General features: G+C 62.4%; 33 protein-coding genes. 13 read left to right on the top strand and 20 right to left on the bottom strand.

Going from position 1 to position 22908, the window contains the following annotated elements; translation table 11 throughout:
- The 3 genes from J2X42_RS22395 to J2X42_RS22390 form a co-directional block, all read right to left on the bottom strand.
- The coding region (locus tag J2X42_RS22395) for a hemopexin repeat-containing protein (protein WP_310168202.1) at window positions 1-320 on the bottom strand (320 nt) is incomplete at its 3' end.
- Window positions 321-358: 38 nt separating this feature from the next.
- The gene (locus J2X42_RS23440) at window positions 359-517 is read right to left on the bottom strand and encodes a TIR domain-containing protein (protein ID WP_396134132.1); all 159 of its coding nucleotides are present in this window, start codon (window positions 515-517) and stop codon (window positions 359-361) included.
- 188 nt (window positions 518-705) lie between these two features.
- A complete protein-coding gene (locus J2X42_RS22390; protein WP_310168201.1) occupies window positions 706-963 on the bottom strand; it encodes a hypothetical protein in 258 nt (85 codons plus the stop codon).
- 418 nt (window positions 964-1381) lie between these two features.
- On the opposite strand from J2X42_RS22390, the gene J2X42_RS22385 reads away from it, so the two are divergent.
- The gene (locus J2X42_RS22385; protein WP_310168200.1) at window positions 1382-1699 is read left to right on the top strand and encodes a hypothetical protein; all 318 of its coding nucleotides are present in this window, start codon (window positions 1382-1384) and stop codon (window positions 1697-1699) included.
- Between the two features lie 99 nt (window positions 1700-1798).
- Here the strand turns inward: J2X42_RS22385 and J2X42_RS22380 are convergent, their stop codons facing one another.
- From J2X42_RS22380 to mobC, 3 genes are read right to left on the bottom strand one after another with little or no spacing between them, the layout of a single operon-like run.
- Complete coding sequence (locus J2X42_RS22380) at window positions 1799-2572, bottom strand: hypothetical protein (RefSeq protein WP_310168199.1); 774 nt, start codon at window positions 2570-2572, stop codon at window positions 1799-1801.
- Between the two features lie 17 nt (window positions 2573-2589).
- The gene (locus J2X42_RS22375; protein ID WP_310168198.1) at window positions 2590-4167 is read right to left on the bottom strand and encodes a relaxase/mobilization nuclease domain-containing protein; all 1578 of its coding nucleotides are present in this window, start codon (window positions 4165-4167) and stop codon (window positions 2590-2592) included.
- A complete protein-coding gene (mobC, locus tag J2X42_RS22370) occupies window positions 4167-4472 on the bottom strand; it encodes a plasmid mobilization relaxosome protein MobC (protein WP_310168197.1) in 306 nt (101 codons plus the stop codon). The genes J2X42_RS22375 and mobC overlap by 1 nt, the downstream gene beginning before the upstream one ends.
- 308 nt (window positions 4473-4780) lie before the next feature.
- On the opposite strand from mobC, the gene J2X42_RS22365 reads away from it, so the two are divergent.
- Together J2X42_RS22365 and J2X42_RS22360 are read left to right on the top strand one after the other, a co-directional pair.
- The gene (locus J2X42_RS22365; RefSeq protein ID WP_310168196.1) at window positions 4781-5119 is read left to right on the top strand and encodes a hypothetical protein; all 339 of its coding nucleotides are present in this window, start codon (window positions 4781-4783) and stop codon (window positions 5117-5119) included.
- 7 nt (window positions 5120-5126) lie between these two features.
- Window positions 5127-5987 carry a hypothetical protein gene (locus tag J2X42_RS22360; protein ID WP_310168195.1) on the top strand — a complete coding sequence of 287 codons (861 nt, stop codon included), beginning with the start codon at window positions 5127-5129 and terminating at the stop codon, window positions 5985-5987.
- A 328-nt stretch (window positions 5988-6315) separates the two neighbouring features.
- Here the strand turns inward: J2X42_RS22360 and J2X42_RS22355 are convergent, their stop codons facing one another.
- From J2X42_RS22355 to J2X42_RS22325, 7 genes are all read right to left on the bottom strand, one after another.
- On the bottom strand, window positions 6316-7467 hold the full coding sequence (locus J2X42_RS22355; protein WP_310168193.1) for a hypothetical protein: 1152 nt from the start codon (window positions 7465-7467) through the stop codon (window positions 6316-6318).
- 381 nt (window positions 7468-7848) lie between these two features.
- Window positions 7849-8136: a helix-turn-helix domain-containing protein gene (locus J2X42_RS22350; protein ID WP_310168191.1), complete on the bottom strand. Its 288-nt coding sequence runs from the start codon at window positions 8134-8136 to the stop codon at window positions 7849-7851.
- 2 nt (window positions 8137-8138) lie between these two features.
- Entirely contained in the window at window positions 8139-8405 is a 267-nt protein-coding gene (locus J2X42_RS22345) for a ParB family protein (protein WP_310168190.1), read from the bottom strand.
- Between the two features lie 15 nt (window positions 8406-8420).
- Complete coding sequence (locus J2X42_RS22340; protein ID WP_310168189.1) at window positions 8421-8870, bottom strand: hypothetical protein; 450 nt, start codon at window positions 8868-8870, stop codon at window positions 8421-8423.
- A gap of 26 nt (window positions 8871-8896) precedes the next feature.
- Complete coding sequence (locus tag J2X42_RS22335; protein ID WP_310168187.1) at window positions 8897-9088, bottom strand: hypothetical protein; 192 nt, start codon at window positions 9086-9088, stop codon at window positions 8897-8899.
- Window positions 9089-9167: 79 nt separating this feature from the next.
- On the bottom strand, window positions 9168-9866 hold the full coding sequence (locus J2X42_RS22330; protein ID WP_310168186.1) for a single-stranded DNA-binding protein: 699 nt from the start codon (window positions 9864-9866) through the stop codon (window positions 9168-9170).
- Window positions 9867-9876: 10 nt separating this feature from the next.
- Window positions 9877-10155, bottom strand: coding sequence for a glutaredoxin family protein (locus J2X42_RS22325; RefSeq protein WP_310168185.1), 279 nt, complete (start codon window positions 10153-10155; stop codon window positions 9877-9879).
- 469 nt (window positions 10156-10624) lie between these two features.
- Here J2X42_RS22325 and J2X42_RS22320 point away from each other — a divergent pair, with 469 nt between their 5' ends.
- The gene (locus tag J2X42_RS22320; protein ID WP_310168183.1) at window positions 10625-10852 is read left to right on the top strand and encodes a DUF2188 domain-containing protein; all 228 of its coding nucleotides are present in this window, start codon (window positions 10625-10627) and stop codon (window positions 10850-10852) included.
- Window positions 10853-11180: 328 nt separating this feature from the next.
- On the opposite strand, the gene J2X42_RS22315 is transcribed toward J2X42_RS22320, so the two are convergent.
- From J2X42_RS22315 to J2X42_RS22285, 7 genes are all read right to left on the bottom strand, one after another.
- A complete protein-coding gene (locus tag J2X42_RS22315; RefSeq protein ID WP_310168182.1) occupies window positions 11181-12530 on the bottom strand; it encodes a ParB/RepB/Spo0J family partition protein in 1350 nt (449 codons plus the stop codon).
- Window positions 12531-13118: 588 nt separating this feature from the next.
- Window positions 13119-13430: a hypothetical protein gene (locus J2X42_RS22310; protein ID WP_310168181.1), complete on the bottom strand. Its 312-nt coding sequence runs from the start codon at window positions 13428-13430 to the stop codon at window positions 13119-13121.
- A 66-nt stretch (window positions 13431-13496) separates the two neighbouring features.
- A complete protein-coding gene (dprA, locus tag J2X42_RS22305) occupies window positions 13497-14405 on the bottom strand; it encodes a DNA-processing protein DprA (RefSeq protein WP_310168180.1) in 909 nt (302 codons plus the stop codon).
- 535 nt (window positions 14406-14940) lie between these two features.
- Window positions 14941-15123 (bottom strand): hypothetical protein, encoded by a 183-nt coding sequence (locus J2X42_RS22300; protein ID WP_310168179.1) that lies wholly within the window; start codon window positions 15121-15123, stop codon window positions 14941-14943.
- A gap of 154 nt (window positions 15124-15277) precedes the next feature.
- On the bottom strand, window positions 15278-16258 hold the full coding sequence (locus J2X42_RS22295) for a DUF4192 domain-containing protein (RefSeq protein ID WP_310168178.1): 981 nt from the start codon (window positions 16256-16258) through the stop codon (window positions 15278-15280).
- Window positions 16259-16851: 593 nt separating this feature from the next.
- Complete coding sequence (locus J2X42_RS22290) at window positions 16852-17202, bottom strand: hypothetical protein (RefSeq protein ID WP_310168177.1); 351 nt, start codon at window positions 17200-17202, stop codon at window positions 16852-16854.
- Between the two features lie 76 nt (window positions 17203-17278).
- Window positions 17279-17710 (bottom strand): hypothetical protein, encoded by a 432-nt coding sequence (locus tag J2X42_RS22285; protein WP_310168176.1) that lies wholly within the window; start codon window positions 17708-17710, stop codon window positions 17279-17281.
- A 505-nt stretch (window positions 17711-18215) separates the two neighbouring features.
- Between J2X42_RS22285 and J2X42_RS22280 the strand changes: the two genes are divergently transcribed.
- The 9 genes from J2X42_RS22280 (at window position 18216) to J2X42_RS22240 (ending at window position 22678) form a co-directional block, all read left to right on the top strand.
- Window positions 18216-18509 (top strand): hypothetical protein, encoded by a 294-nt coding sequence (locus J2X42_RS22280; protein ID WP_310168175.1) that lies wholly within the window; start codon window positions 18216-18218, stop codon window positions 18507-18509.
- 41 nt (window positions 18510-18550) lie between these two features.
- Entirely contained in the window at window positions 18551-19216 is a 666-nt protein-coding gene (locus tag J2X42_RS22275) for an ATP-dependent DNA ligase (protein WP_310168174.1), read from the top strand.
- 26 nt (window positions 19217-19242) lie between these two features.
- A complete protein-coding gene (locus J2X42_RS22270) occupies window positions 19243-19563 on the top strand; it encodes a hypothetical protein (protein WP_310168172.1) in 321 nt (106 codons plus the stop codon).
- Between the two features lie 188 nt (window positions 19564-19751).
- The gene (locus J2X42_RS22265) at window positions 19752-20084 is read left to right on the top strand and encodes a hypothetical protein (protein WP_310168171.1); all 333 of its coding nucleotides are present in this window, start codon (window positions 19752-19754) and stop codon (window positions 20082-20084) included.
- Complete coding sequence (locus tag J2X42_RS22260) at window positions 20065-20379, top strand: hypothetical protein (protein ID WP_310168170.1); 315 nt, start codon at window positions 20065-20067, stop codon at window positions 20377-20379. Before J2X42_RS22265 ends, J2X42_RS22260 begins: the two co-directional genes overlap by 20 nt.
- 6 nt (window positions 20380-20385) lie before the next feature.
- The gene (locus tag J2X42_RS22255) at window positions 20386-20805 is read left to right on the top strand and encodes a hypothetical protein (RefSeq protein WP_310168169.1); all 420 of its coding nucleotides are present in this window, start codon (window positions 20386-20388) and stop codon (window positions 20803-20805) included.
- Entirely contained in the window at window positions 20802-21086 is a 285-nt protein-coding gene (locus J2X42_RS22250; RefSeq protein ID WP_310168168.1) for a hypothetical protein, read from the top strand. Before J2X42_RS22255 ends, J2X42_RS22250 begins: the two co-directional genes overlap by 4 nt.
- Window positions 21073-21306 (top strand): hypothetical protein, encoded by a 234-nt coding sequence (locus J2X42_RS22245; protein ID WP_310168167.1) that lies wholly within the window; start codon window positions 21073-21075, stop codon window positions 21304-21306. The genes J2X42_RS22250 and J2X42_RS22245 overlap by 14 nt, the downstream gene beginning before the upstream one ends.
- Window positions 21307-21781: 475 nt before the next feature.
- Complete coding sequence (locus J2X42_RS22240) at window positions 21782-22678, top strand: hypothetical protein (RefSeq protein WP_310168166.1); 897 nt, start codon at window positions 21782-21784, stop codon at window positions 22676-22678.
- The last annotated feature ends 230 nt before the right edge of the window (window positions 22679-22908 follow it).

Below are 22908 nucleotides of genomic sequence, written 5' to 3'. Positions count from 1 at the left end.
GAACTCCCGAACCCCGCCGGCCAGCCCCAGTTGGAGATGGGCGCCGGGTAGCCGGCATCGACAGTGCCTGCACCCGTATCACCACGGGTCACGCGGATGTACTGGCCGCCTTTGAAGAAGTAGGTTTTAGGGCCCGAGTACAGGGCCGCATCAATGCCCGAACTCCCGAACCCCGCCGGCCAGCCCCAGTTGGAGATGGGCGCCGGGTAGCCGGCATCGACAGTGCCTGCACCCGTATCACCACGGGTCACGCGAAGATAGCGATTGCCGTCAAAGAAGTAGCACTTGGAACCTGAGAACAACGCAGCATCGAGGGTCATGAACCGACACTGGCATCGGATGCGTTACGGCGGCGTTACTAGAACGTTGTGAGCCCAATCGGCCAGATCAATTGCAGCTTACAGACAGCCTTCTTGCGACCAAGCTTGCCAAAAAAGTAGCCAAGTTCAAGTATCACGTTTTGGCGACACAGGCTTTTAGATAGCCCCTTGGAGTCGCGGGGCCGTCCGTAACCCAACTATCTAGATGCAAACCAAAAAGCTTGCTTGCTGGCTGCCCGGTGGCTTGGTGGCTTGGTGGCTTGGTGGCTTGGTTACAGCGTGCACTCGAGCTGGAGGCAGTTCAAAATGCCCTGTTTTCTGGGCCAGCTTGGTTACTATGGCCAGCCGAGCTGGCCCAGAAACATGGCAAAAAGGCGCTGGGAAGCTATGCGACGATGCGAAGAGGAGAGTCTCCACGTTTTGGATCGCTGACAATGATCGATCCGCCGTTCCTCTGTGTTTCGATGAGAAGCCGGTAGACCTGGATCGCCCTGTTCACGACGGTGGTCTTATTTACTTCTTCTTCTTCAACAAGCCAGCCCAGGTCTGCCGCAGCGCGGCGTCCCAACTCGACAACCAACCTACGTGGTCGATCTGCTGGCCTTTCTTTGCTTTCTGGCTCTTTAGCCAACAACTTGTGCATAAAGTTCTCCCTTTTAGCTGTGAGCCGGCAAGCGCATACCTGCCGGGTTATCGCTAGGAGACTCGGCCCTCAACAGTCATCCCACTCGATTTGAGTAGGCACGCCAACGAAGAAGTTCCTTGTCTGCTCCACGCGACAGTTTAAAGTTCCTGGGTTCATCTAGTGTCACCCCTGCAACTAGAGATTGCAACGTCCTACATACCTAAAAGTGTACTTCCTATGGCACTAGGAGTGAACCCCCAGCTAACATGGAGGTATGACACGCTTACTCAACCAGTGCGGACGCGGTAACCGCGGACCACCGAGCTCAACTGAGACAGCGCGGAGGAGGCTGCGGCCGCTCACGCGTAAATGGATATACCTACCAAGTGGGAGATGAAAGCAATGACGCCATTACAGACCTGAGAGGAACAAAAGCATGTCAAATCCGGAGTGGGAAAAAGAGCCGAACACCGATATTGAACTCGGCGGAGGGCTCAGGGATCCCGATAATGAGCAGAGCTTCAAACTGGCGCGGTTGCACGGCGAGCTCGAAGTGGGAGGGATATCGGCGCGGGGCGGCGTCGATGGACCGGCGGGACTTGCACCCCTGGTGCTCGTGATCGCCGCGATGATCGCAGGAGGGATCATCTGGGCGGCTTCTTCTAACTGGCCGGCGGGCGCCTCGGCGATGGTGGGCAGCCTGGTCGCCTATATTATTTTCGTCCTTAGCCATCGCGAGGAGGGGCGGGACTAGCTTTGGGAGGGGCCTCCGGGAAGCGACGCGATGGTTCCCGGAGGCCCTCCTTTCATCGTCAGGAAAGTTATTCCTGAGGCGACCTGCAGGAGAGTCCTATCAGCGGTCTAAACCCTTCTGGACCTGCTTAGTGGGTTCGTGTGCTGCACGAGTCTTCCGTGCCTTTGGCGCCTTGATACTTGCCGCCAGTGCAGCACCCGGCGGCGTTGCCTGGTTGCGGTCTGCAGTGATTCTGGCCTTCACAGCTTCCCGGTCGCCGACGTGGTCAAGGCTCCTGGCGAAGGCTTCCCGACGTTCCGCCGAATCGTATGTCGCGGCGTCGTCTATCAGCTTTGCGGGCTGGGCGTTCTCGGCATCTACGTTTTGGTGTTGGGCTTTGTCGACCCGTTCGGCTTCTGCGAGAAGCTGGCCGGCTTGAGTGTTTTCCTCCGCTGCCGCTGTCCGTTCTTCCTGGGCCTTTGAACGTGACGCGTCATTCAGTGCGGCCGCACCGCTCGCTCCCGTTCCCAGAGTGTCGACGTCGATCCCGTAGCGCTGCTGTACCTGCTCGCGGATGGCGTCAGCAGCAGAGCGCGCCAGAGGGTCCTGGCCCTTCCATGCTGTGGCCGTCTGGTGGACTCGGACAATGTCCTCCGCTTTGGCGTTGTCCCACCAGCGGGCATCCAGCGCGGGCGCTAGCTGTGCGCGCGCGGCTGCGCGTTCGCCCTCGAGGCGTGCCATCAATTCGCGCCCCTGTTGGTCTTCGACTGCTGCGGCTTCGCGCGCTGATTTTTCTCGTGCCCGGGCCAGCTCTTCACCGATCCGTCCCGCGGCAGTCAAGCCCGTGCGGAGCATCGTTTCTACAACCTCGTCCAGTCCGTCTGATTCGCTCATGCTCTACCTTCCTGGTGCTATCGCTCGATGTCCGGGCGGTCGTTTCCGGTCCGGGTCGTTGTCGGAGTTCTAGGGCGTTCGTACTTGGGTGGCAGGACCGATCCTGGCCTGTTTATTGGTGACATTCCTTCGCGCCCACGCCGTACCGTTTCGGCCAGCCCGGCGTCCACCGCCGGTGTGGGGGTCACGTTCGCTGGTTCCTGCTTCGGCACCGGTGGAAGTGCGTTGGCTACCATCACCAGTTGCGTGCGGACGATGGCGTTGATCTGCCGTGAGCGGCGCAGATCGTTGTTCGCCTGGTGCATGTCGTGAATGGCTTTGGAGACGTTGAGCAGCTGCCGCAGCATGATCGTCTGGGCGGCGGTTCCGGATCCCGTTGTGGCGGCCATCAGCAGCAGGGAAGCTCCACGGGCCGACGGTCCGAGGGTCTTGACGGGCTTGACCGGGTACCGGCGCAGCTGGGCTGTCTTGGACAGTTCGGTTGCCGCTGCGGCCAGCGGGCCGGGCACCGTCTCGGTTGCTGTGGACCAAGCGGCGAATGCACCGGCGGTTTCGCGTGCGACGTGCGCCCAGGTGGCGTGATCGTCCAAAGGTACTGAACGCAAGGTTTCGCGCAGCCGGGCGACTTCGTTGCTGTACTTCTCCCACAGTTGGGGATCCGGTTCGTGGGCTTCACGACCGATAACGACTGAGCGGCGGCCGCGCGCTGCAGCTTCCCATTCGTGTACGGCTTCGCCTGCGGACTGCGGGGTGTCCTGCCACTCACCGCGGAGCTTGGGCAGTGCCAGATCTTTGGCGAGGTGACCCCCGCCGAACCATACGGGCCGGCCACCTTTGACGGGACGTTCGGCAACGCTGTATCCCACCACGACATCATCGCGTCCGGAAGCGTACCGCGGCCTGATGAGCGCACCAGTCCGGCGAATACGACGGACAAATTCTGCTTCATCCTTGGCGGACGTGGCGCAGGCACGGACCTTTCGTTCCAGGGAGCGCCGTTCGGGCTCGGGAGCTCCGCGCCGCTCGGATGCTTCGCGCTCTCCGGGGCGAAGTCCGCGCGTGGAGTGCGTGCGGGAAAGTTCTTCCAGACCGTATTTCTTCTCCAATTCGCGTGCCACTTTTTGCGCCCTGGGGAAGTCCTTCCAGCTGTCCCATTTGGTGCCGTCTTCACGGACCATGGACGCGGCGATGTGGATGTGGTCGTTCCCTGCTTTGCTGTGGCCGTGGCGTATCGCCACCCACTGGACCGGTGCACGTCCGCCGGCCTCGGTGAATCCCATTGCGTCCATGAAATCCTTGGCGATTTCGCCCCACTTCTGGTCAGTCAGATCCCCCTCTTCCGCACGCAAGGAGAGGGAGCAGTGCCAGACGTGGCCACCGGTGACATCGACTCCAAGAACATTCTTGGCTTCGTCGAGTTCACGGGCGATCGCCTGTGCTGCGGTGGCGTTAAGTTCGTCATCGTTGTGCCACGCCATGATCGACGGAGAACCGGCAACGAGGTGCGGGTCTGTGTGTTCATTGGCGCGTCCTGGCCCTGCAAGGTAGGCGATGAGTCCCTGCATGCGGGTGCCCTTGGTGATGTTGGGAATCATCAGCGCACCATCGTGTCGAGCATGCCATTGATGCGGTCAGCGATGGCCCGGACGCGTGTCAGCACCACGCGCGCAGCTTCGGGAAATTCATCGGTGGCGTTGGCGTGCCGGGCGAGCTGGTTGACGTTGTTCGACAGGGCCGCGAGGTAGCGGCGGGCCGCCATGAACTCGACCGCCATGGCCCGTCGTTCCGCCAGTGACTCTGAGTTCTCGGAGTACAGCGCCGCGCTGACAAGGATCTCGGACGGGCTGCGTCCTGTGCGTTCTTCCAGGACGGCAAGCTGCGCCCGTTCCCTTTGCGACATCGACACCCGAACGTACTGGGTATCTCCGTCAATATTGGCCCGCCGGCGGCGTGTGAAACGGGGGGGCGAATTCTGATCTTGGCTCATCCGTTGCCCTCCCCCAATGCCCAGCGCAGCGCCCCGGGATCTCCGGGCCGACACTCAAGTGTCGCCGAACCAGGACCGCAGGGCGTGGATCGACACGCGGTTATGGCACATAACCACATAGCTTGCTCCGCACGGCTTGGCCTCAGTGGTTTTTGCGCGGTGTGGTGGCGCGCCGGTAAAACCTCCCCGACTGGCTGGGCGCTCTTGGGTAGTGTCTGGGTATGAACATCGACGACATTGCCGCTAAAGCGGCCGCTAAGATTGACGCTGCCAGGGACGCGAAAGTAAACGCTGTGAAGGCAGCCGCCGCCAGCGGCCTGAAACTCCAGGAGGCCGCTCAGCTGCTTGCTGCCGCCGAACAAAAATACGCCAAGGACTACCAAAACGCCCTTCGCTCGGATTGGACCGAATCTGACCTGCGAGGGTTCGGTCTCGACGCTCCGACAAAGAAGGCCGGCGGACGTCCCCGCGGAACTAAAAACACCCGCCAGTCAAAGCACGGTGACAACGGTGCACACGAACATGAATTGACTGACGCTGCAAGCTCCAGCCACCAGTAACCTCCTCGTGAGCGACGACAAGACGTCACCCAGCAGTAGCTTTCCCGCTTCGGAAAAGCTACTGCTGCCCTCGGCCGCAGATGAGTACGAATGGGCTGGCCGCATCCTGCAGCTCCTGGACAATCACGCGCACCTTAGCCACGGCATCAATCACAATATGAAGGTCCGGCCTGGGTCTTCGCTAATGGGTGACGACAATATCTCCCCGGCGCTTCCACTGTCGTACTACCTTCGCTATCTGCTGACCGCAGCGGCGGACAACTTCAGCGCCATCCGAAGCATGTCGATAGCGAGCGAGAATGATTCACACATAAATCTCGCCCTACACCCATTCGCTCCCTACACGCTCGTCCGAAACGTAATTGAATGCGCTAGCACCTGCTACTGGGTTCTCATGCCCACGAGTAGACCCAAAAGGATCCACCGTCACGCCATGCTGGAACTTGATGATGCGAAAAAGAGTCTCAGTGCTGTGACTCAGTACGGCGGTTCTGGCGAAAAAACCTACACGCGGCGGGTCCAACTTATCCAATCGATGATCGCCCACTACCCGGACCACATCGCTTGGAAGAACGTTACCCAGGGGTTCTCCGTAACCGGTGCCCTTCGTGAAGTCGGAACGGCCTCCGCATTCGCATCCGTTAACCCCCTTGGACACTGGCAACTGGCCAGCGGAATGGCACATGGCAAACGCTGGGCCGGGCTAGCCCTGAGCGACAAAGAACCGTTCTATGACGGACCGAATGACGACACCTACATGGTCACTGGCAGTTACAAACACCTTTGGTGGCTCATGAACACGGCGAGCATGACTCTGAGCGAAGCGCACAGGCTTTTCGTTGAACGGGCAACTGCTCACTACCACTAGGTCAATTGGCTGGAACCAAGTCACACCCCTCGCCCACATGGGCACGGCAAAAGCTAAATCCTTCGGGCTTTTCCCGCACACATATGGACGACGGGACCCCCATGACCGGCTGCACACAATCGCCAGTTCACCTGTGTCCGGCGCGTCACCCCGTGTGACCGGCGATCATGCACAACCTCGTACGGAGCGACCCCATTTTTCCCCCTGAAGTCGTCGCCCCCTCTGTCCCCGCCCGGACTACACGTCTCTTGCCGTCCAGGCCGAGCCATCCATACGCGAGAACGCAAGGCAGCCAGCGGCGTAGCCGGGATCTTCGTCCGTGTCAGGCTCAGTCGGCGTGTGGGAATTCGCTCCATTGACGAAGGAGTTCCAGCACCGTCTCAAGCTGGGCCGTGTAGGAGAGCGGGTATTGTTCAGCAAGTTTCGCGTACAGCTCAGCGGCCTCGTTTAGCACTTCTGAGGCTTCCGCCACCTCACCACTTTCACCCAGGCGTTCTGCATGATTGGCCAATGCTAAAGCCAGGTCTGCGGTGTGTCCGCCCGGGATCTCGTCCTCCATCTTCCGAGTTCTGAGAACGGCATCAGCAGAGTTAGCAAGTGCCCGACCGTGCTCGCCCACATTCGATAGTCGCTTGGAGAGACTTATCATCGCGGCAACAAGACCGGGTTCATAACCATTTGGGTACTTGTCGGCAAGCTCTTCGTAGACTTGCGTCGCCTCGACACCCAAATCGACCGCCTCAGCTTCCCGCCCTACCGCTGTCAGGACGTCAGCATAGGTATTCAGGGCGTATGCGCGAAAATCGCCGGTCAATTGCAGTGACCGGTAGATATCCACTGCTTCGCCAGCGGCGCCCACGGCTTTATCGGGCTTACCCTCCGATACTAGAGCTCTGGCATGAGTCAACAAAGAGCCAGCCAAGCTCCATGCGTATCGGTCGACCTCGGGTTCAGCCTGATATAGCGCGCGAGATAAGGCGACAGATTCCTGGGTCTGAGACGATCCGAGGCCGTCGGCTTCCGTGCCGCTTGCTTCTGTTGAAGCGGAGGCCATTTCCGTTCCGCTTGCCTTTATGGCGAAGTGTGAGCGTGATTGATCTACCCCCGCCTGGAGGGTCGCGTTCCAATCCTTCAAGAAGGCTTCTGAGGTGGCGAACACTCTTCCGTGCGAAGCCTCCAGGATCACGCTCGTTACGGCGGGAAGTGAAAGGGCATGGCGGCCAAATTGCCTCGACAGGGACGCTATAGTCCTAACACTCTCCGAGACGTCAGCTGCGGCCGCAGCCGCAGCTGACGTCTCGGCGATATATGCCGAGTTTGAGGGTTCCGCCGCCGCCTTATCCTTGTTCTCCTCGGACTTGGTTTCTGCGGCTTTCGCCTCCTGCTCCTGCTTCGTCTCGCGGTATACGGGCCTCAACAGGAAAGTGTTCGCTAGATCGCCCCAAAAGTCCTCACGAAGCACTGCCGGTCGCATTTTCACGATGTTCCTCCTTGCCAATACCAGGAATTATTCCCCCAGCCAGGATTGTCACCAAGGCAAGCCATCCGAGGCCTTGGAGGAAGTCACCGGTCCGCCCTGAGAAGAAGTATGCCGTCGTCCCTCCAAGGAGGGCGAAAACCGGCGCCGCTATGGCGTGGACGAGCAGTGTCCTGAGTAGAGCAGGTGCGTGCGCTTCACGAGCAATCATGGACAAGCAATTGACAGCGAAGAGGCCGCCTATAAGTAGCGCTCCCCCGCTCGCTCCCGCCAGGAATGACTCGTCCCACTGCATAAATGTCCCTTTGAATAGGTGTTTTCGTGACTACAACCTGCCTCTGTGTTTATATCAGCAGAACAGCCACCACACCTTTCTCAATTGCTTTACTCGTCGTCTTCGAGAGCTTCAGCCTTGATGGTTCCGGCGGCGATGCGTTCCTGGGTCTCTTTGTAGGCGCGCTCAAGATAGTCCGCCAGGTCGTCCTCACTGACGCGCCACATGCGCCTCGGCCCGAGCTGCGCCGCCCTCAGCTCGCCACTTCGCAGCAGCGCATAGACCATCGGTTTACCCAGGTTCAGAATCTCGTGGACCTCATCTATCGTCAGCATCTTCGGGAACGGCAGCGACGCGCGGATCTCCGTCTTGTTCATTTCGTCATCCCACTGAGCCATAGCTACTTTCCTTCGTCTCGCTGCCGCATCTCATCCATCGTCCGCTGCCCGCGCCGCAGCCCGCCCGCCGGCACCGGCGGCCAGGGCTTGCCGCCGTTGTACTTGCGCTGCAGCCGGTTTACTTCACGCATGGTCGCCCTAACGATAAGGTCCGAAACACTGGCGTCGCCCTCCTGCAGGCCGGCTGCCTTGAAGGCGGCCCGGACCTGTCCTGCTTGGTCCTCGGTGTAGTACGGCGTGAATGCCGGAACCCTCTTCGGTTTCTCCATCAAAAAAGTCTCCGCCTAGACGGCGCGCAGCGCGCGAGGCCAAGGGTGCAGGCTGTCCAGGTAACCCTTCCTCAGCGACATGGAACCGTCCTCGTTGAAGCGGACATCGGAGTGTTCGTGGCTGCCTCCGGCATGTGCGATCGCGGCCAGGACAAGGTCAAGGTTTTCCCTGTCCAGCCCCGGTACGACATCGCGCAGGATGACCGGAACGCCCTCGGCCACCGACGCCGCCAGCAGCAGGAACCGGCGTTCCCCGCCGGAGAGTACACCGACCTCGTCCGGGACCGCTGCGAAATCGATCCATGCATTCACTTGTCCGGGCCCTTGGGGCTCGTTGCTTGTGTAGACCCATGGGTTACCGGGGGCAGCAAACTTCCCGCCAAAGCCCCGGATCAGCAGCTCAGTGGCCGCCTCGATCGTGTAGACGCCTTTTGCCCAGGCGCGGAGGTCATCTGCGTGCGTCATTGTCGTGTCCCTTTGTTTGTGGTCTATCAGCGGCCGGCGCGGTCGAGGGCGGCCTTGGCTTGGGCGATGGCTTGCTTCGCTTCGCTCACCGCACGTCCTTGTTCGGCGGTGGGTCCGGTACCGGGCCGCCAGTCAGAACGGAGCTCGTCTTCCGCGTCGCCCAGGAGCGCGAAAGCGCGCGCCCGCATTTCTTCAAAGCTGGGCAAGTTCTCGGCCATTATGGATCCTGTCATCGGAGAGGTTGGAGCAGGGCCTGTCGAGGCCAGCGTATCTGCTGACCCCGACAGACGCAGCGGTTTAGAACGGGGGTTCGGAGTCGGGGCCAGTGCCCCAGCTCCCGCCGGCATTGCTGGTAGCGGGGATGCCCCACGGATCATCCTGCGGGGCTGACTGGGCTGCCTGGTTGCCGCTCCCCTGGCCGCCGAATCCACCGCCGGCTTGTCCGCCCTGGCTGCTGCGCTGGGTCCGGTTGACCTTGGCGTTGGCGTACCGAAGGGAGGGGCCGATCTCATCCACCTCGAGCTCTATCACCGTGCGCTTTTCCCCTTCCTTGGTTTCGTAGGACCTGGACTTCAGCCGACCGGTAACGATGACGCGCATGCCCTTGGTCAGGGACTCGGCCACGTTCTCGGCAGCTTCGCGCCAGACAGAGGCGCGGAGGAACAGGGTTTCGCCGTCCTTCCACTCATTGGACTGGCGATCAAAGGTCCTGGGCGTGGAGGCGACGGTGAAGTTTGCCACCGCGGATCCCGAGGGGGTGAACCGCAGCTCGGGGTCGTTGGTGAGGTTCCCGATTACGGTGATGGTGGTTTCGCCTGACATGTTCATGACCTTTCGTCGTGAGCTGGTTAGGTGGTGCGGTTCTGCGGGCTGATAGGGGTCCGTGGCGGGGACATTGATGTCGCCGGAGGGGTTGGCGTGGAGGCCGAACCATTCCTGGTCTTCATCGAACTGGCGGGAGCTGATGGTGAAGTCCCGCGGAGTCAGGGTGTCCATGCGCTGTCCCCTACGACCCGGTGAGGATTGTGGTGTGGTGCATGGCGGCCTGGACGAGTTTGTCCCTGCGGAGCCCTGACCAGTGGTCCTGATCATCGGAGTTGTTCACGACGACGGGTGCCTGGGAGTAGCCCAGTTCTTCGGTGATGTACGCCAGGGCTGCCGGCACTTCGGTGATGTCCACGGCCGTGTAGGTGATGCCCTTGGAATCGAAGTAGTCCTTCGTCCGGTCACAGTTCGGGCAGTTGGGCTTGGTGTAGACCGTGTAAGCGGTAGGTGAGGAAGTCATTTTCAGTACCTGGTTTCGTATCAAATGAGTTTCGTTCGTCTGGCTGACTTGCTGCTTCAATTCTATCAATCATTCAACTGAATGAATAGTAGTTTCGACGCTAGATCTAGGCATTTTTTGGCCCATGTTTTTTTGCAGCTTAGGTCACTGGAGTGGCGGGCCCGTCAACTGACGGGCGTCAGCCCCCGCGCTCCTGGTCCTCGGAATAGAGCTGCAGTAAGAGCCGCCACTCCCCCGCCCCGAGGTGTTGGTCGCCGCTGCCGGCCCGGACCTCACGCCGGTCGTCCACGGCAAAGTCCTTGAAAAGTAAGTTTGCTTTCTATTAGATTGGGGTGAGCTTCTCCGCACGTCCCCCAATTTGCGGAGCCGGCGCTTAGGAAGACCCCGCATAACTTGACTCGTGCTGCGGGGTTTTCCGCTGTCTGCACCATTCGAGAAGTACCGCAGTCCACAGGAGAGAGAGATCTTAATGGCCCAGGGTGATATCGAGACGTACTACGAAGACGGCGTGTGGAAGAACAAGCGCGAAGGAACAGGCCGGGCGTTCGGCGCCGGCTACGCCACCAAGGATGAAGCGGTCGCCGCAGGCCGGGAAGCGGCCCAGGCCGACAAGGTGGAGCACGTGATCAGGAACCAGGATGGCCAGATCGGCTCCAAGAACAGTTACGGCAACGATCCCCGGAACATCCCGGGCTGAAATCAGCAGGGGCCCAGCTCCCCGTTAACCCGGAAAGGAGCCGGCGTGTGCCGGCTCCTTTCGGGTTTCTCTGCAAGAAATCTATGGATCAGTCTAGCTGAAGTGACGGCCGCGTTCTTGCCCGGCATCGTTGCTGGAGCGCGGCTCCTGTTCTATGTTCCTGGTTGCTGGCGCCGACGGCGGTCCGCCGCTGGTGAGTGGATACGGTGGTTCGCCCTGGGCGGCGGACCGCCCGAATTCTGGAAGGTTCCGGGCCTTCCGGCGGTGAGTGGGCTGGGCCTGTGCCGGGCGGGGTTCGGGATCCGCCGCCCGGCACAGGAGCCGTGGTCTATCCGGCCGTCTCGGCCTTTTCGCCGCTGTCGATAATGATCTGTTCGACCTCACTTGCCGTGTATCCCCAGAGGACCAGCTGGTTCAGGTAGTCCCGGTGGGTTTGGCCGGGTGAGCGCCACGAGTCCTTTTGGATGGTCTTTTCATACCCGGCGCAGATCAGCGCAATCAGTGCGAATTCCGGCCGTGCGGTGGTCTTGGCGACGTGGTCCCTGAGGGGGTTCCACGCCCACTGGTTGGACTCTTCGAACTTCACTCCGGCCATCTCGGCTGCGACCTTGCCCTCGTATCCGCTGGCGGTTTCGGAGTGGTGGGTGATCGCGTGGACGGTGAAGTATTGCCAGCCCTTGGGGGCCTGTTTCTTTGCCAGCAGGTTCTTGACCCATTCGCGCCGGACCACAGTTGCGGACTGCATCAGTTTGTTGTTTTCAATCAGCGTCTTCCGTTCGGCCTTCTGCTCCTCGGTCATGGGGCCTTTCGAAGCCGATGAGGTGCCGCAGCCGCTGTAGTAGCGGAGCGTGAAGCCCAGTTCTTTCCAGCCGGTGACGACGGGGACGGCGGAGTGTTCGCCGCGATAGTCCGTTTCGATGTAGACGGCATTTGCGTCCTCGTCCGTGGCCGGTTCCCCGTCTGCCCTTTTCAGGGACGTGACCCGAAGTGTTTCGCTGTCCTCCCCGTAACCGCATTCGGGAACAACAATCGTTCCGGCCGCTTCCAGCTCTGCGGTGAGTGCCGCCAGTGCGGCGGCACGGTCGCGTTTGTCGCGCAGCTGCTGGGTGACGTGCAGGAGCATGTCGGGTTCGTCCATGATGACGGACTCGAGCTCGGCAGTGGCTTCCTCGTCTGACTCAAATTCCGCGAGGATCAAAGCTTCTTCGATGGTGTAGCCCTTACCCAGGGCGGCGGCCCCGGTCTCGCTGGACTTGGCTTTGAGGGCGCTCTCGACGGTGGTCTTGGTCCGTCCGGTCTTCTTGGCGATCGCGGCGGCCGAGACGCCGATCAGGGACAGCTGGTGGTAGGCGTCGGCTTCGTCTGCTTCGGTCAGTTCGGCGCGCTGGATGTTCTCCACCACCTGCGTAACGATGCGCTCGGCTTCCTCGGGTGAGTCGATGATCATGACCGGGATCAGGGGCCGTCCGGCTTCGACGGCGGCGCGGGTGCGGCGCTGGCCCATCAGGACGTGCACGGTTCCGTCGTCCTTGCGGTGCGCGATCACCGGTTCCATCACGCCGTGTTCCTTGATGCTGGCGATGAAATCGGCGGTCAGGGCCGCGTCCTTCCGGACGTTGATATCGACGGTCAGGGTTGCCGGGTCGAGCATTTCGAGTGTGGGTGTTGTTGCGTTCATGGTTTTGTCCTTGCAGAGACGTGGGGGGTGTGGGGCGGCTCAGGTGACCGGCCAGCTCCCCTTTCCCCCCGTTGTTTTTTGGCTGCTGGCGAAGCTTGCGGAGCTGTGCCCGTGCAGGCCCGTCTACCCGCAGGGCAAGACCCGGAAAATCTTCGGAGGAAATCAGCGACGCAGGAGCGCCGGAGAAGACTTTTACGGGGCACAGGCCCCGGGAGGAACGACAGGGGCTAGAGGGGCCGGAACGGGCACGTACAATCCGAAGGACAGCAGCCAAAAACGTCGTAGACACACCAGGGCCAGGGGGTCCGGAGCTCTGCGACGGCACGCCCTGGACCCAACAGCCGGCGGCGCCAGCGGACGCCCGTCAACTGGTTGGAGCGCAGCGGAAACCAGGGCGAGCCCAGCGAGCCTGCCTCTCCCCCTGCTCCGGAGAACCCAACGACACCGCCAACCTTTGGCTTGCCGCCGGCGGCCGCCGCCCGGCACCCGGTCGCTGCGGGATTGGCGGTCCGCCGCCGGCAACCACCAGTACAAGCCGGCCACTTGCGGCGGACCGCCCGGACGCGCAAGGTGAACAGCCACGGCTACTTATGTGGCCCTGTCGATCATTGCCAGGATCGCGCGGGTGGTTTCTTCCGCCTGACGGTGCAGCTCTTTGATTTCCTGGTCTGCCGGGGCAGCTTCCCTCTTTTCGAGCTGGACCTGCCATGTATGCAGCGCTGAGAGCAGTTCGGGCGTAAACGTCGAGTCTGCCCCGCCCTGCAGGCCGAAGTAGTAGATGGCATCCGTCATTCCCGGGTGACCGATCCACGCGGCGGTGTTGGCCGCTTTGTCGCGTTGGCCTGCCTCGTAGTGGGCTTCGTAGTCGAAGTCGCCGTCAGCATCCCAAAAGTCGGTCATGGTCCTGTCTCCTTCGTCAAAATCTGGGCGGTGGCCGGGACGTTGGTCCCGGCCACCCCGGCGGGTTTAGCTGGCGAGCAGTTCGGTTAGTTCGGCCGCGTCGGTGACCAGTGCCGCGCCGCCTTCTTTGAGGAGCCGGTGGCATCCTGCGGAGTTGGCGCTGTGGACGCTGCCGGGGACGGCTGCGACGTGCCGGGCGATGGTTTCGGCGTGGTGGGCGGTGTTCAGTGCCCCGGAGCGCCAGCGTGCTTCCACGACGCAGGTCACCCCGGCCAACGCCGCAATTATGCGGTTTCTCTGGAGGAAGCGGGACCGGGTGGGCGCGGATCCTGGGGGCAGCTCGGAGAGTGTGAGTCCGTTGGCGCGGATCGCGGCCGCGAGGTCGGCGTTTCCGGACGGGTAGTCCCGGTCCAGTCCCCCGGCCAGGACGGCGATGGTCGCCATGTCTTCTCCGGTGCTTCCGGCCAGTGCGGCACGGTGGGCGTGGGCGTCGATGCCGTAGGCGAGTCCGGCGATGACGCAGATTCCGCGCTGGGCCAGGCTGTAGGCGATGTCTCCGGTGACGGCCGCGCCGTAGCTCGTGCAGTCCCGTGATCCAGCCAGTGCCGCGCAATTGGTCGGGTCGGGGATTCCGTTGCCGATGTTGCCCCGGTACCAGAGGCCGAGGGGCGCGTCCGGAAGGTCGTCCAAACCGGTTGGCCAGTGCTCGTCTCCCGGGATCAGGAAACCTCCGCCCAGGCGCTCGATGGTCGCCAGATCCTTCTCCGGGGCCAGATCCGGGACGCGGGGCGCCCAGCGCTTCAACCCGTCGGCCAGTTCCTCGGGCATCACGTCCGGAAGGGTATGGGCGGGTTGGGCGCCGGTGGCGAACCGTAGCGCGGCGTACGCGCCGAGCCTGCCCACAAAGGTCCGGCCAACCGTGTCGTTGGGTTCGAACAGGCGGGTCAGGGCTGCCCGTGCAATGCGATCGTTCATGGTTTTTGTCCTTGCAGAGACGTGGGGGGTGTGGGGCGGCTCAGGTGACCGGCCAGCTCCCCGTTCCCCCCGTTGTTTTTTGGCTGCTGGCGAAGCTTGCGGAGCTGTGCCCGTGCAGGCCCGTCTACCCGCAGGGCAAGACCCGGAAAATCTTCGGAGGAAATCAGCGACGCAGGAGCGCCGGAGAAGACTTTTACGGGGCACAGGCCCCGGGAGGAACGACAGGGGCTAGAGGGGCCGGAACGGGCACGTACAATCCGAAGGACAGCAGCCAAAAACGTCGTAGACACACCAGGGCCAGGGGGTCCGGAGCTCTGCGACGGCACGCCCTGGACCCAACAGCCGGCCGCGCCAGCGGACGCCCGTCAACTGGTTGGAGCGCAGCGGAAACCAGAGCGAGCCCAGCGAGCCTGCTCTTGTCCAACAGCTTGTTGGACTTTCCGTACGAAGAAAAGAAGACCGACACCAGGTGCCGGTCTTCTTCTCTTCCTCTGCAAGGGAATCTGACGTCGCAGCAGCTTCGCTGCGTCGGGTTCTAAAAGTTGTGGTGTTCCTGGGCGTGCGCCGTGTCCACCGGTCCGGTCTTTTCGCCGGCCGTGAGCAGCTGCAGCTCGAGGATGTCCTCGGCCAGGCTCGCGTCAGCGGCCGGCCTGTCCTCGTCGGTCAAGATGTATTCGGTTCCCACAGCGTCCCTCCCGTTGGTGGCGTCTTTGCCCACTGTAGTCCGGGATCCTGCATGCTGACTGGGTGTGTGGCTGCGCCCGCGTCAGCGTGACCCGGCGGCCGGAGGAGCGCCAGCGGGGGAGGCCGCCCCGCCACCGGGAATGCCGGGACGGATACCTCGAAGGTGATCCGTCCCGGCCTCGGCTGTCCTAGATCAGGCGGCGCTGGTAGGAAGTGCCCTCATCGCGGGCAACGTCTGCGACGGCTCCGCGGTTGATGAGTTCGCGCAGCAGCACGGCGAGCCGGAAGTCCGAAACGTCCTCGGTGGCAAGTTTCAGGTAGCGGCCTGCCTGGGTTCCGTGGCCTTTGAGCCATTCCAGCCAGCCCATCAGGGCCAGCATGGGGGCGCGCTGCCCGGTGGGTACGACCTTCATCAGGTCGAAGGCGACAGCTTCCGCGCGGTCCACTCGCGTCCAGTCGGGGCGGGCGGTGAACTTGCCGGTCAGGGTGTCACCGAAGTTGCCGTTATGCGTGGTGATGGTGTCCCGAAACAGGTAATCACGGATGTGACGGTGCTGGAATGCTGCGGCCAGCTGACGGGCCGTTTCGGTGTCCGGCGTACCTTCGCCGTCCAGCACGGTCGCCCATGTAGCGCATGCGGTTTCCAGTTCCTCGTCCGTACCTTCCGGCGCCTGCACCGGAAGCGCCCACGCACCCAGCAGTTCCGGGTTGTAGACGTCGATATCGGGAGCGGATCCGAAATAGGTCAAGGTGGCGTTCGCGTTGCTGTCGCGGATTTCATCCAGAGAGTTCTTCTCCGGCGTGCCGTAGGTTGCCCAGTAGGTTCCCGTCACCAAGAAGACCTTCTTTACGGGCATCCGCGCAGTGGCCAGCTCCGTGCTGAGCGCGAGCACGTGAGCGGCGTAGGGGAAGCCGTAGGCCGGTTTCTCGTCGGTGTAAACGATCACGAAGCTGCCCGTTGCCTTCTCGTCGTTGGCAGCGTAGGTCGCCATCATTTGGGCGTAATCCAGTGGTGCGGCCTCTGCCGGTGCGTCCATGCGCAGGGTTGCTCCAAGGCTGCCAAAGCGTGACGTCAGCACGACAAACGACTCCTTGGGCTGGTTGCCCAGCAGGTGCGGGACGGCGGCGAGAAGGTCAGCGGAACCGGAGATGGTCAGTTTTTCAGTCATGGTTTTTGTCCTTGCAGAGACGTGAGGGGTGTGGGGCGGCTCAGGTGACCGGCCAGCTCCCCGTTCCCCCCGTTGTTTTTTGGCTGCTGGCGAAGCTTGCGGAGCTGTGCCCGTGCAGGCCCGTCTACCCGCAGGGCAAGACCTGGAAAATCTTCGGAGGAAATCAGCGACGCAGGAGCGCCGGAGAAGACTTTTGCGGGGCGCAGGCCCCGACGAAGGAGGGGCTAGAAGGGCCGGAACGGGCACGTACAATCCGAAGGACAGCAGCCAAAAAACGTCGTAGACACACCAGGGCCAGGGGGTCCGGAGCCCTGCGACGGCACGCCCTGGACCCAACAGCCGGCCGCGCCAGCGGACGCCCGTCAACTGGATGGAGCGCAGCGGAAACCAGAGCGAGCCCAGCGAGCCTGCCTCTCCCCCGGCTCCGGAGAACCCAACGACACCGCCAACCTTTGGCTTGCCGCCGGCGGCCGCCGCCCGGCACCTGGTTACTGCGGGATTGGCGGTCCGCCGCCGGCAACCACCAGTACAAGCCGGCCACGACGGCGGACCGCCCGCGGTGACCGGCCCCGAAAGACCGGCCACCCTCGGCCCTATTCGCGGCGGTCGTGCAGCGGGACGGCTCCATAGTGTCCGGCTGCGCGGCGGAACCTCGCGTCACTGCTGAAGATGAACGTTCCGCCGAACATGTGCCACGGGGCGGGTTCACCTTCCGGGGTGACCGGCTCGGCGTGGACCACGGTCTCACGGTGGAAGTGCTCGTTTTTGACGAGCCGGACGGCGGGCCGTTCCTCGGTGGCCTCGAAAATCGGGTCGATGCCCTCGCCAATGACCGTTACTTCCATGACCCGGGCGGAGATGCCCCGGTTCGAAAAGTCCGTGCCCAGGGCGTCGCGGTAGATCAGGGCGGTGATGCCCTTGGGGGCGGTGGTGTCGTTGCTCATGTGCTGGCTCCTTTGAAGTCGTGGGGCGCTGTACTGCCCGGCTCCGGCCGGGCAGTACAGCGGTTCTCAGTGCTGGTTAGGCGGCATCCCGCACGACGTAGGGCATCCGGTACCGGCTGGGTAATTCAGCGGCGGCCTCCGGCAGGTCTGCCGGGCCCTGGGCCTGCCCGTTCTTCCAGTGGAAGAACGCCTGCTCAGTGATCGCATCCCACAGGCGGGCTTTCGTCCGGTAGTAGGTGCACGTCACGTCACCCTCGCAGTACGTGGCGATACCGAACAGGTTGCCAATGCTGTCAGCGGTGCGGGTAACGGCAACCATGACGTAGGGCCATTGGCCCAAGTCCCAGCCGTCACAGCCCCAGCTGGAAAGCACGGCCCAACCGTGCTCTTCAATCAGTTCCATCCACTCGTAGCCGCCGTTCATGTGGTAATCACCCAGCACGGTCACGCCGTCGATGGTTTCCCCGGTGTCCGCGAGGGTCACGCTCTTTTTGCTTACTGCATTCATGGTTTTTGTCCTTGCAGAGACGTGAGGGGTGTGGGGCGGATCAGGTGACCGGCCAGCTCCCCTTCCCCCCGTTGTTTTTTGGCTGCTGGCGAAGCTTGCGGAGCTGTGCCCGAACCGGCCCGGCTACCCATAGGGCAAGGGCCGAAAAATCTTGCGGGATCGGCGCGGAGCGTTGATCCCTGGCTGAAGAATTTTCGGCACGCAGGCCCCCGGAGGGGGCTAGACGGGTTGGGGCGGGCACGTACAATCCGAAGGACAGCAGCCAAAAAACGTCGTAGACAAACAGGGCCAGGGGGTCCGGAGCTCTGCGACGGCACGCCCTGGACCCAACAGCCGGCCGCGAAGCGGACGCCCAAAGGGGTGCGAGCCCTGCGAGCATGCACCTGCTCCGGGCGAGCATGCACCTGCTCCGGGACTTGTCAGACTGGGTTGGTACGGTGGGATTGTCCCGCCTGGTTCCCCCAATCCCAGGCGGGACAATCTTTCTCAGAAGGAGAGCTGGACTGTGGGACTGCGAAGCTTCTTTACCCGGCGCCGGGCACCGGCCCCAGCGCAGCCCTCCGCCGTCGTGGTGGCTACGAAACGCGAGCCGCTGACGCCCGCGCAGCTGGCGGACCTGGAAGCGGCGTGGGCCGAACTGGAGCAGGCAGCCACGGAGGCAGGTGTGTCGTTCCATGCCTGCACGCGGGACGGCAGCCGCTGGCAGGACGACCCGCAGTCCGTACGGGCCATGGCGGAGACCATAAGGCGCACCCAGAAGTACACCGCCGAGGGCACACACGACGGCCCGCAGCGCTAGAAACGGCCCGTCCTTTAGGCTGGGCCCATGAGCGAGATCTCGTGAGCGAGTCCATCCCTCCGGCTCTGCAACCACCGATTGCTGTTGCCCTGGCGAAACTCGTCAAGACATTCCCCGGACCCGATGCGCTGCCAGGCGTGATGTATTCAGAACCCAAATGGGATGGGTACCGGACGATCGCCCTCATAGATTTTGACAGGGTGACGCTCTGGTCCCGGCAGGGCAAAGAGCTCACACAGGTCCTGCCTGACCTGGCCGCAGCCCTCGCAGCTCAGGTCCCGCCCGGTGTCGTCCTCGACGGCGAAGCCGTCATATGGAACCGGGATCGGCTGGACTTCGAGGCGCTGCAGCGTCGCATGGTCACGTCCAGGGCGGCCCTGCCGGCGCTAGTGAAGGAGTTCCCGGCCGCGTTCGCGGCCTTCGATGTTCTGGCCGTCGCCGGGCAGGACGTCCGCGGTGTCCCGTTCGCCGGCCGCCGGCAGCTGCTCGAAGAATTGGCCCGGAAATGGGCCGCCCCGCTGGCCCTCTCCCCCACCACCACAGACCCTGAACTGGCAAAGACCTGGCTACGGGATCTTCCCGCCACCGGGATCGAAGGGCTCGTTTTCAAGGGAGGATCGCAGACATATGACGCCTCCCGCTCCTGGCTGAAGTTGAAGCACAAGAACGTTCTGGACGTCGTGTGCGCCGCCGTTATTGGCCGTTGACGCAGCCCCAGGCGATCATCGCGGGCTTGCCCATTGATGGGCAGCTGCGGATCGTCGGCCGCTCTACAGTCCTTTCAGCACGTGCAGAGCGCGAGCTGGGCCGCCAGCTCCGCCCGGCGCAGCCCGGGCATCCGTGGCCCGAAGAGATCAGCGAAACCTCGCTGAACAGATCCAGCAAGGACAAAGGCCCGGTGCACCTGACGCTCGTCGAAGCGCTCGTGGTCGAAGTCGCGGCCGACGTCGCGTGGTCCGGCAGATCGTTCCGGCATCCTCTGTCTTTTGTGCGGGCCAGAGCAGAGCTGGACCCCGCCGCCGTCGAACTCCCGCCGCACATCAAGGACCAGTAACCCCCGTAAGTCGCGATGGACGGGTTGTGCCCACTGGCGGGCAGGTGGAGCCCCCGGCACAGCTCAAAGCTGTCCCCATTGGGTACAAGCCGTTCCCTGTCAGACCCCTCCCCCATAATGAACACTGCGGCTTAACCGGCCGCTTTTTATTGGCGTGTCTATTCGAATATATGTTCTAAGGTTGTGTTATGGGACCCGAACAAGCCAGTGCGTTGCAAGCGCAGTATGCGCGGCGTGCCGGCCCGATCGGGCTGACCGTGGAAGAGCTCGATTTCGAGCACTTCCCGGCCAAAAACGGGTATCCGGGGATCCCGGTGAAGGCGTGGATCCGGTTCCCGAACTGCGCGGAACTGGTGGACGGCGAAGTGTTCGCATGGACAGCGAAAGCGGCCGAAGTGACGTGGAAGGACGGGCCGGTCACGTACCGGACCTGGGTGTGGAGCTCGGCGGTAACCCGCCGGGAAGAAATGATGAACAGGAATTTGGGAGAGCGGACCAGCCGTGACAGCAACAGTAAGTGAAACAACCCTCAACGCTCCCGTGGACGTCCGGTTCACCCCTGCCGGACACCCTCTGGCCGTGAGGTATAACGGCCGCATCTGGGCCGTTATGGCCGATCCAGTGCACTGGTTCGCCCGGGAGGCCTGGTGGGACACCAGGCACACGGCGGCCGTGGGCAGCGGTGACCTGGTGAGCGTCGAATATTGGAGGGTCCAGGTTGGCCTGGCGTCGAACTCCGCGCTGCGTACGTTTACGCTGCGTCGTGATCCGCTGTCCAGCCAGTGGCTTCTGGAGTCCATCGCTGATGGCTATTAGGCAACGGTGAAACTGGGCCGCGAACCGGTCAGCGATCAGACGTGGGAGGCCATCAGGGCAGAATTTGCCCTGCCTTCCCTGGGGCAGGTCAGCAGCCGACTGTCCGAGCTCATGGAGGATCCGGAACCGGTGATGCAGCAGCTCGTCCGCGTCTTTATTGACGAGGGGACCTTCTGCCCAGGATTCCAGTTCCTCGCCGGCGGACAGCTCCACCCGACGGTGGTAGACCTTTTCAAACGGGCGATGGAACTGAAAATCCCCCACAACTACTTCACGGTCTGGATGGTTACACCGGCGGGCAGCCTCGGTGGATCCCGCCCCGTAGACCTCCTGGACGGCGGCCCGCAGCCTTTGTTTGATGCCCTGGAAACTCTGGGCAAGGAGCTCTCACCTGCGGCGAACCGGTCGCGTAGCGTTGGGGTATGAGCCTTCTCTACGATGACGCCGGCCTCGCAGCGGTCGTGCTGACGCGGATCGCGGCTGAAGAATCAGAAGGTCCCAGCGAAATGACGGGCCGCATGAGCGAATACATCGCGGACCTGGTGGAACGCAACGGCCCCACCGCCGCGACAGAGCTGTCCATCGCACTGGCACGCCAGCATTTCATCGCCCTGGATACCCTGGCCAGAGAGCTGAACGTCTCGGCGGGGCAGCTGCTGGATGCCTTGGAAGTGGAGCTGCTGGAAAGCCTCGATGACGGAAACTAGGCGGGCCGCCCCGCATCCGGAATGGGTGCAGATGTACCGGCAAGGTATCCCCTCGCCGAAGATCGCGGCCGCACCGGGCGTAGCCACAAGCACTGTCCGTTACCACCCCCACATCGCAGCCCAAGTAAACCCACCCATCCGGGATGAGCATCGGGCGGCGGCCGGCGATCCGGTCCAGCCTTCCACCTCGGGGCTGTGGAACATGGAACCCCGCCCGTAATCCTGTTTGAGGGACTCACCCAAGTGAGATGGTCGTCTTGATCCATCACTAATTGGAGAGGAACGGGTTTTGAAGTCCTTTTCGACCCGCATTCCCTGTCAGTCCTTGCCGGATACCCATCAGTACGGCCCTCTACGCCCCCCTAAGGCCCTGTCCGGTCCTCCATGGCCCACCACACCGCGCGGGGGGTTTAGGCCGGGAGAATGTCATATGGGCGTTTTAGGCTGGTATAGTTGTAATTACACGCATGGATTTTCCGGTTAAACGGAAAAACCCCGCCGCAGCTTTGTTACCAGCAAAGCTGAAAAGCCCTGCTTGCGCAGGACTTTTTATGGCGGGGTTGTGTGTATTCCATATGGCTTCGGAATGCACACATCGTAGCGCGGGCTTGTCCGACTTGTCACATCATGTGATACCCGACACGCCGCACCGATTGCTCCCTGCATTCGGATTCTGCGATTGAAAGGGGTACGCCTTGCGTATCACCGAACACTACAAAATCACTGGGCCTGTGCCCTTCGTCGACGTCCAGATCGAACGCGACAACCTCCTTTTCACCCATCCCACGGCCATCCGGAACGACCTCGGGTCCATTCTCGCCCCGAGCGCTATGGCGCGCATTGAAAGCTTCACCGCCGAAGTGCTCCGCTGCCGCGCAAGTCCTCACGCCGCCGACCGGGCAAAAGGCCTGAAAATGCTGCAGTCAGGGCTGAACGAACCGAACGAAACCCGGCTTGGGTACACCCAGTACGGCAGCAAGGGACACGGATGGGGCCCGGGACTCGGGGACTACCTCTGGAACGCCCTTAATAGCCCTTTGTGCCGGGATGGGCTTCTGACCGGCTTGGATCAGCTCCCGATGTTCATTCCCCGCGTCGGCCAGGATCTGATTTCAGATATGACCACCCGGCTCGTCTTCCCTGAACTCATCGACTACACCATGCACGTTGTTGCGCAGCACCCTGCGATGGCCCGAGATCTGCGGAAGGCATCGTTCACGGTGTGGGACCCCTCGACTACCACATGGACCGTCATTCAGGACGTGCTGCCATTCGCTGGCGGACGCCAGCTGCTACTCGTACCGAAGGCCTGGGTTTCAAACAAGCTCCTGATGGCAGCCAGGCCCTATTACAACCGGTTCACGACTGGTTCAGTGCAGCAGGAACGCCTCCGATACCTCGACGGAAAACCGGACATGCCGCTGAAACGAGACCTGCAGAAGGAATTCCCCGACGTGCGCGGACTCAACACCAGTCAGACGCTCAAGGCAGCCAACAACGGAACGAACCTCATTCAGCTCTACACCGAATTCGTGGACGAGCACTATGAAGCACTCGATGCCCCCAATCTCCTGCTGAAGACGGCGGGCTAGCAAAGTCGCACTTGGGCCGGCGCATGACAGTGCCGGCCCAAGCACAACCCAAGACAGCGATCTATGACGCTGTCCACCTGGATCACCTAATAAATTCGAAAGGTCCCAAAGTGGCCATCTTTTACTTCAACATCACAGGTAACCCCATCGCCTTTCGCCGCAATGAGAATGACCGATTTCTGTTCGACAAGGATGGGAACTGGATTGGTTGGTTCCCCTGGGGTGACAGC

The organism is Arthrobacter sp. BE255 (assembly GCF_031457335.1).
GTDB lineage: Bacteria > Actinomycetota > Actinomycetes > Actinomycetales > Micrococcaceae > Arthrobacter.
Note: the sequence above shows the minus strand (reverse complement) of the source record. Positions and strands in the feature narration are given on the sequence as shown.